Origin of the sequence: Clostridium gallinarum (genome assembly GCF_014836325.1) — a bacterium.
GTDB lineage: Bacteria > Bacillota > Clostridia > Clostridiales > Clostridiaceae > Clostridium > Clostridium gallinarum.
Genome location: NZ_JACSQZ010000020.1, coordinates 42,859 through 49,314, shown reverse-complemented (window position 1 = coordinate 49,314; position 6,456 = coordinate 42,859). Strand labels below are relative to the sequence as shown.

The following is a 6,456-nucleotide window of genomic DNA, read 5'->3' as shown; positions in this document are numbered from 1 at the left end:
TAAGACTTTAATTTCTTGTTTTAACTTATATATTTCATTATTTCTTAACTCTTTGTCATCTTTATATTCCTTAACTTCTTCGCTATATGAATTATTTTTATTTTCTTTATTATTAATTATAAAATCCTTTGGATGATATAAATATAAATCAACTCCCAATGTTCCATAAAGCTTAACCTCATTTATAGTTAACATTCTAATATCACTTATATAAGCATTATATCCTTCTATAATATTTATATTTTCATTTATAAATTTTTTAGGTCTATCCCATTTCATAATATTAAAAGTTGAATAATATATACTATTATCTTCTATCCAGCATGCACAAAGTCTACCTTCTTCTTTAAATATTAATGGGTCCTTTAATTCATTTTCTCCACTATATAAATTGTAACTTTCAATCCCATTTAATTGGCTTATTACTACATGATCTAAAGAATAAACAAAATTTTCTTTTGACTTATTAAGAATATTAATATTATTATCATCTATCTGTACTTCAAAATATATTTCTTCTCCTTGAATTCCATAAAGCCTTTTTGAAGCACCCCACTTATTTCTTTTATATATAGAATAATTTAATGATATTTCATCGCCTTCATCTGATAAGTAAAATAAGTAAATTTCGGTCTTATTATTTATGTTAATTAGATAATATTCTTTTAACTCGGACTTTAAAATTATATCTTGTAATTTATTAATAGTAACTTTATTTCCATTCCATATACAATGCATTAATATTCCATGATCACTACCATCTTTACTATATAACACAAAAAATATATGCATTATTGCTCCAACTATTTCTATTTTTATGCTTTCTATATCATAATTATCATTTTCTATGTTATACAAAACTTTTCCAAGCCATTGTTTTTCCTTTAAAGTACAGTATCTTAATTCGCCTTTTATATTTGAATATACTATATGGATTCCTTCATTTTCATCTACAAATAATCCAAAGCTAGTTATCCTACTATCAATTAAATTATCTTTTGTCCATTTTCCTTCTCTATACATTATTCTATATATTAATTCACCATCTTCATTAATTAAAAATTTCCATAATCTTTCCTTATAGTCAACATATAGCCATGGATATACTCTTCTCATAATCACCCTCTCCTTTATAAACCTTCAAAATATATAAAACTTATTTATATATAAACTGCTTATAAAATTATATTTATAAATTTAAATTATTATGCGCCATTACTTTATAAAAAGTTATTATTTTACATTCTTTTAATATCACCACTTTCACTTAATTTCATATCATATATTGTGAGTATTAAAATAAGATTATATTATTTTATAAAGGAGGATATATATGTCCATTAACTTTAAAAAATTTGTACCTAAGCCTGGACTAGTAAATAAACAAGGTCGTTTGCCAGATCCAGCTGAATTGGTATGTATTGAAGTCCCTAAGGTATTCGATCAATGCTTAATAAAAAGATGCTTAGTTTATGCAGAGGGACCAGATACAACCACAACAGACTGTGAATTAAGAAGTGATCCACTTATTAATCCTAAAAGATATATTTCTAGTAAGGATTTTAAAATTTCATTATTGAATGTAGATAAAATTCCACTAAAAAATAATCCAGACTTTAAAAAAATAGTTCTACATTATTTAATTTCTTTTTATGCAGACTATATTGACTGTGATGGAAGAACTAAAAGTGAATTCTTTGAAATTAATAGAGTTGATGTAATAGGAAAATTCTATTGTCCAGATTCAATTTCTCAGGCTACAACTACTCTTGAAGAATATCAATGTGATAAAAATATTATTAAACTTGAAATGGTTGCTGATGCATTAAATGGTGAAATACTTACAGATGAACATGGAGATGAAGTTCTAGATATAACTTTAGGTTATTATATAATTGTTAAATGTGAGCTAGTAGTACAATTATTAATTCCTGCTTATGATTATTGTCCAGTACCAAGAGTACCATGTGAAGAAGAACCAGAAGAAGATCCATGCGAAATATTTGAACGCGCACCAATTCCTAAATTCTATCCTGATCAAAATTTAGAACCATTATTCCCAGATCCTGATTGTATAGATGAAGAGGATATACTTTAAACTATTTTCTACTTAATAAGTAGTAGTTTTAATAAAAATTATAATTTTATACTTTTATAAAAGTTATTAAAATAGTGGGCTACCTTTCAGTATCCCACTTAATTTTTATTTCTTTAATATTTCTTCTACAATTTTACTTGCTACTATCATTCCACTTTGAAGTTCACCTTGCTGGGTTCCATGTTTTCCAGATGTATTTTCACCAGCAAAAAACAATTTATTATTAAATTCAGGTTTACTAATTCCATAAGAATATAAAGTTTTCTCTTCTGGTTTAAACATTGTTGAATATCCCCAAATATACCTTATATCTTCCCAAGATAATACATTATAATCTAATAATATGCTATCTATATATCCACTCGGTAAATTATGAATTCTTTCTATATACTTTATTGTATCTTGAATTTTTATTTCTTCATCTAAATTTGTAAAACCTACAGATTTATCAGACAATCCATAACTTGCAAGTAAAACTACTGATTCATTAGTTTTTTCTGAAAAATAATAAATCGAATATACTGGTAAATCTGTTATTAATCTTCCATATTTAAATTTATCTTCATTACCTTCTTCTTTCCAAAACTTATTCTTTAAATATAAGTATATCTTTTGTGAATTTACTAAATTTATATCATCTATAGCTCTTAATTTAACACTACTTATATTTGTTTTAATTAATATTCTCTTTAAATTTCTAATAGGCTCTGTATATATTACATAATCAAATTCATCTTTATATAAAATATTATTTTCTAAATCTTTATATTTCAAATTAATTTTTTCTATGCAATCTATTTCTTCTATAGAAAATCCAAATTTTATATCAACCTCCCCTAATATTTCTTTATTTATATTAATATACACTTGTGATTCATTATTAATAAGAGCTTCATATATAGCAAAAGGAAGCTTTATCATTCCACCTTTTATAGCATAATTATTTTTAAAATCCAATGTATATTCTTGTTCTAAAATTTCTATTAAACTATAGTTAAAATACTCTTTATTTCCTAGTAGATATCCTATAAGATTTATAGCATCTTCACTGTATCCTTCTTTTTCATATATCTTTTTTAAAGTTAGCTTATCTAATTCTATAATTTTCTTAGAATAAACTTCTTTAATCGATATTAATTCTTCTCTCTCTTTTGGACTTAAATATTTTATATATTTATTTAAAACCTTTAGATAATCCTTTCTATTTAATTTTTTTATATCCTCTTCAGTTAAATCATATTTGGCATATACATTTTTAAGCTTCTTATTTTCTATAATACTATCCAACGAATCTCTTAGATAATAATAATTAATATCTGTATTAATTACTTCTGTTTCTAAATTAAAAAGATTTATATAATGCCATGTAGTATAATGTGATATGGGAATGCTAGTTTCTCCAAAATCCCCATATTTATTATTAACTCTATCAAAGTAATAAGTGTATGTTCTTCCACCTATCCTTCCACTTTGTTCAAAAATTGTAACATTACACCCTATTTTTTTTAATTCAAAAGCAGCGGAAAGTCCTGAAAGACCTGCCCCTACTATAGCCACTTTAATATTTTTACCTAATTCACTTTTGCAAATATTAATAATTTCCTCTGGCGGACTCATAAGTCTTATAATATTTTCTAAATCTTCAATTCTATTTTCTTTCTTTAGTTCATCTTTTAAAATATTATATCTATCATAATCACTAGGATTATAATCCTTATTTATTTTATTATCTCCTGGCATAACTTCACATCCTAAAGTGTTTATTACATATAATAAATATATGTATATTTTTCATCTAATTAGATTTATAAATTTTTATTAAATACTTTACTAATTCTTCTATGTCGTTACTAGTATTAAAACACCCTGGACTAACTCTAATTGTTCCTAAGTATTCAGTTCCAATTACCTTATGAATCAAAGCTGCACAATGATAGCCTGTCCTAATTGCAATTCCAGCTTCATTTAATTCCTCTCCTACTCTTGAAGCATCTACCCCGTCTATATTAAAAGACAATACAGATAAATTATTATTTAATGCTTTCGTTCCATATATTTTAACAAAGGATAGTTTTTTTAATTCCTTTAGAAGGTGCTCAATTAATAACATTTCTTCTTTATAAATATTAGCTATCCCTATTTTTTTTATAAATTTTACACCTTCACAAAGCCCTGCTATTCCTGGAGTATTTAAAGTTCCACTCTCTAACTTATCTGGAAGTTCAATAGGCTGATTCATTGAATTAGAACTACTTCCTGTTCCTCCTTCTTTTATGGTTTTTAAATTTAACCCTTCTCCTATATAAAGTCCTCCCGTTCCTTGAGGTCCTAAAAGTCCTTTATGTCCTGGGAAAGCAAGTAAATCTATATTATCTCTTTTTACATCTATATCTATACATCCAGCACTTTGGGATGCATCTACCATAAATATTACTCCATATTTTTTTGCTATTTTCCCTATTGTATTGATATCTTGTACACTTCCTAAAACATTTGATGCATGATTAATAACTATTGCTTTAGTATTATGTTTAATTTCATCTTTTATATCCAAAGGATTAATAAAACCAGCTTTATCACAAGCTATTAATGTCACCTCCACACCTATTTTTGACATAGTTTTAAGTGGTCTTAAAACTGAATTATGTTCTATTACTGTACTAATTACATGATCTCCTTTATCTAAAATTCCTTTAATACCTATATTTAAAGCTTCAGTAGCATTTGATGTAAAAATTATATTAAAAGGATTATCTATATTAAATAAATCAGAGATTAATTCTCTTGTTTCCATGACCTTTAGAGAGGACTCAATTGCCATATCATGAGAAGCTCTTCCTGGATTTGAACAGTAATTTTTCATACACCTCATTACTTCATCATATACTTTTGAAGGCTTTGGAAATGATGTAGCCGCATTATCTAAATAAATCATTTTACCACCTTATATTACTTAATCTAATACATTATATTAAAAATAATAATTTTTAGTTCTATATAATTAAATTTAATAGTATTTATAACAAATTTAATAAAGATGGATTTACATTAATAAATCCATCTTACTATATAGTTTCTACTATTAACCTTATATTAGAGTTTATAACCTTTAAAGTTCCTGTTGTTACTTCATTATTTACATTATATATAACTATATAACTATAGCATCCCTTACAAATTTCATTATCTACTAAAAAAACAGAAAAATATTCTTTGAAATCTCCTGTTACTGCATATCTATAAATATTTCCTATAAGCTGCATACTATTATTTGTTTCATCTTTTCGATATATACCTATATTCATAACTACATAATTGGTATTATCAGCTATTACATTAGCTGAATAATCAATATTAACTTTACATATATTTTTATTAGAATTATCTAATTTTATAATATTCGCTATATATTCTCCAGTTCTATTTATATTAAAATTTCTTAAATCACTACACTTCATTATGAAATTAGAATTTATTATAATATTCACCTCTTTTTAAAAAATCGTTACCCTTAAATTTGAATTATTTAATATAGCTATTCCACTTGATATACTATTAGTATTTTCAACAACTGCTATATATTTGAAATTTTCTTCTGAAACTTCATAGTCACATAAAAAAAATGATTGTATATTTATTATTTGAGGAATTATTATAATATTCCTAGTACTTCCTATTGGTTGCGGAATAAAATTTTTACTTATTTTATATAATTTAAAATCTAATGGTCTAAAAAAATTAATATCATTAGAATCTACATTAACAGAATAATCAACTATAATGTGTTTACATCTTTCAATATTTAATTTAACATTAACTTCAGCTACTACATACTCTTTTATTTCATTATTTATTAATATTCTTCTTGGATCTCCACTTTTTATATAAATAATATTATTAAAATCAATCATTTTTTCTTCCTTCTAAATCATTTTTAAATATTACTGCTAAATATGAATCTAAAATTTTAATAGTATCTTCTACAAATGCAGAATTATTTTTTACTTCAACAAAATATTCTACATCTCCATTAATTAAATCCTTATCACAAATTATAAATTTTAATGAGGAAAAATTTACTCCTGGAAAAGCTAAATAACTATCTCCTACAGGTAAAAAATTAAAAGAAAATTTATATCTTTTATATAAATTAAACACTATAGGGGTATTTACCCTATAATTACTTATATCTAAATAAGCAGTATATTGTACACTTATTTCATCACTACATATACTCCTCAATCTTATAAAAGAAGATATTTTGCTATTCCCTCCTTTTACTTCCATAGATGAATAACCACTACATTTAATATAAAGTTTTTTATTATCTTCTTTTTTTATCATATATTTCTCCATTC

The 6,456-nt window shown here is 24.4% G+C and carries 7 protein-coding genes; 1 reads left to right on the top strand and 6 read right to left on the bottom strand.

Features of this window, described 5'->3' with window-relative positions; genetic code table 11:
• Positions 1-1,116, bottom strand: a 1,116-nt coding sequence (locus tag H9660_RS07465; protein ID WP_191749747.1) for a hypothetical protein, incomplete at its 3' end; no start/stop codon positions are given.
• Between the two features lie 217 nt (positions 1,117-1,333).
• Between H9660_RS07465 and H9660_RS07460 the strand changes: the two genes are divergently transcribed.
• Positions 1,334-2,098 carry a hypothetical protein gene (locus tag H9660_RS07460; protein WP_191749746.1) on the top strand — a complete coding sequence of 255 codons (765 nt, stop codon included), beginning with the start codon at positions 1,334-1,336 and terminating at the stop codon, positions 2,096-2,098.
• A 105-nt stretch (positions 2,099-2,203) separates the two neighbouring features.
• Here H9660_RS07460 and H9660_RS07455 read toward each other — a convergent pair whose 3' ends face one another.
• The 5 genes from H9660_RS07455 to H9660_RS07435 all read right to left on the bottom strand — a co-directional run bounded on the left by H9660_RS07455 (position 2,204) and on the right by H9660_RS07435 (position 6,442).
• Positions 2,204-3,838, bottom strand: a complete 1,635-nt coding sequence (locus tag H9660_RS07455; RefSeq protein ID WP_191749745.1) for a flavin monoamine oxidase family protein — start codon at positions 3,836-3,838, stop codon at positions 2,204-2,206.
• Positions 3,839-3,893: 55 nt separating this feature from the next.
• On the bottom strand, positions 3,894-5,033 hold the full coding sequence (locus H9660_RS07450; RefSeq protein ID WP_191749744.1) for an aminotransferase class V-fold PLP-dependent enzyme: 1,140 nt from the start codon (positions 5,031-5,033) through the stop codon (positions 3,894-3,896).
• A 130-nt stretch (positions 5,034-5,163) separates the two neighbouring features.
• Positions 5,164-5,586, bottom strand: coding sequence for a DUF4489 domain-containing protein (locus H9660_RS07445; RefSeq protein WP_207729439.1), 423 nt, complete (start codon positions 5,584-5,586; stop codon positions 5,164-5,166).
• 6 nt (positions 5,587-5,592) lie between these two features.
• Positions 5,593-6,009 (bottom strand): DUF4489 domain-containing protein, encoded by a 417-nt coding sequence (locus H9660_RS07440; RefSeq protein WP_191749742.1) that lies wholly within the window; start codon positions 6,007-6,009, stop codon positions 5,593-5,595.
• Entirely contained in the window at positions 6,002-6,442 is a 441-nt protein-coding gene (locus H9660_RS07435; protein ID WP_191749741.1) for a DUF4489 domain-containing protein, read from the bottom strand. The genes H9660_RS07440 and H9660_RS07435 overlap by 8 nt, the downstream gene beginning before the upstream one ends.
• Between the last annotated feature and the right edge of the window lie 14 nt (positions 6,443-6,456).

What these genes read in the sequence shown, in the direction of transcription:
- H9660_RS07460 (WP_191749746.1), top strand. Translation starts at nt 1,334, where the DNA reads ATGTCCATTAACTTTAAAAAATTTGTACCTAAGCCTGGACTAGTAAAT.
- H9660_RS07435 (WP_191749741.1), bottom strand. Translation starts at nt 6,442, where the DNA reads ATGATAAAAAAAGAAGATAATAAAAAACTTTATATTAAATGTAGTGGT.
- H9660_RS07450 (WP_191749744.1), bottom strand. Translation starts at nt 5,033, where the DNA reads ATGATTTATTTAGATAATGCGGCTACATCATTTCCAAAGCCTTCAAAA.
- H9660_RS07455 (WP_191749745.1), bottom strand. Translation starts at nt 3,838, where the DNA reads ATGCCAGGAGATAATAAAATAAATAAGGATTATAATCCTAGTGATTAT.
- H9660_RS07440 (WP_191749742.1), bottom strand. Translation starts at nt 6,009, where the DNA reads ATGATTGATTTTAATAATATTATTTATATAAAAAGTGGAGATCCAAGA.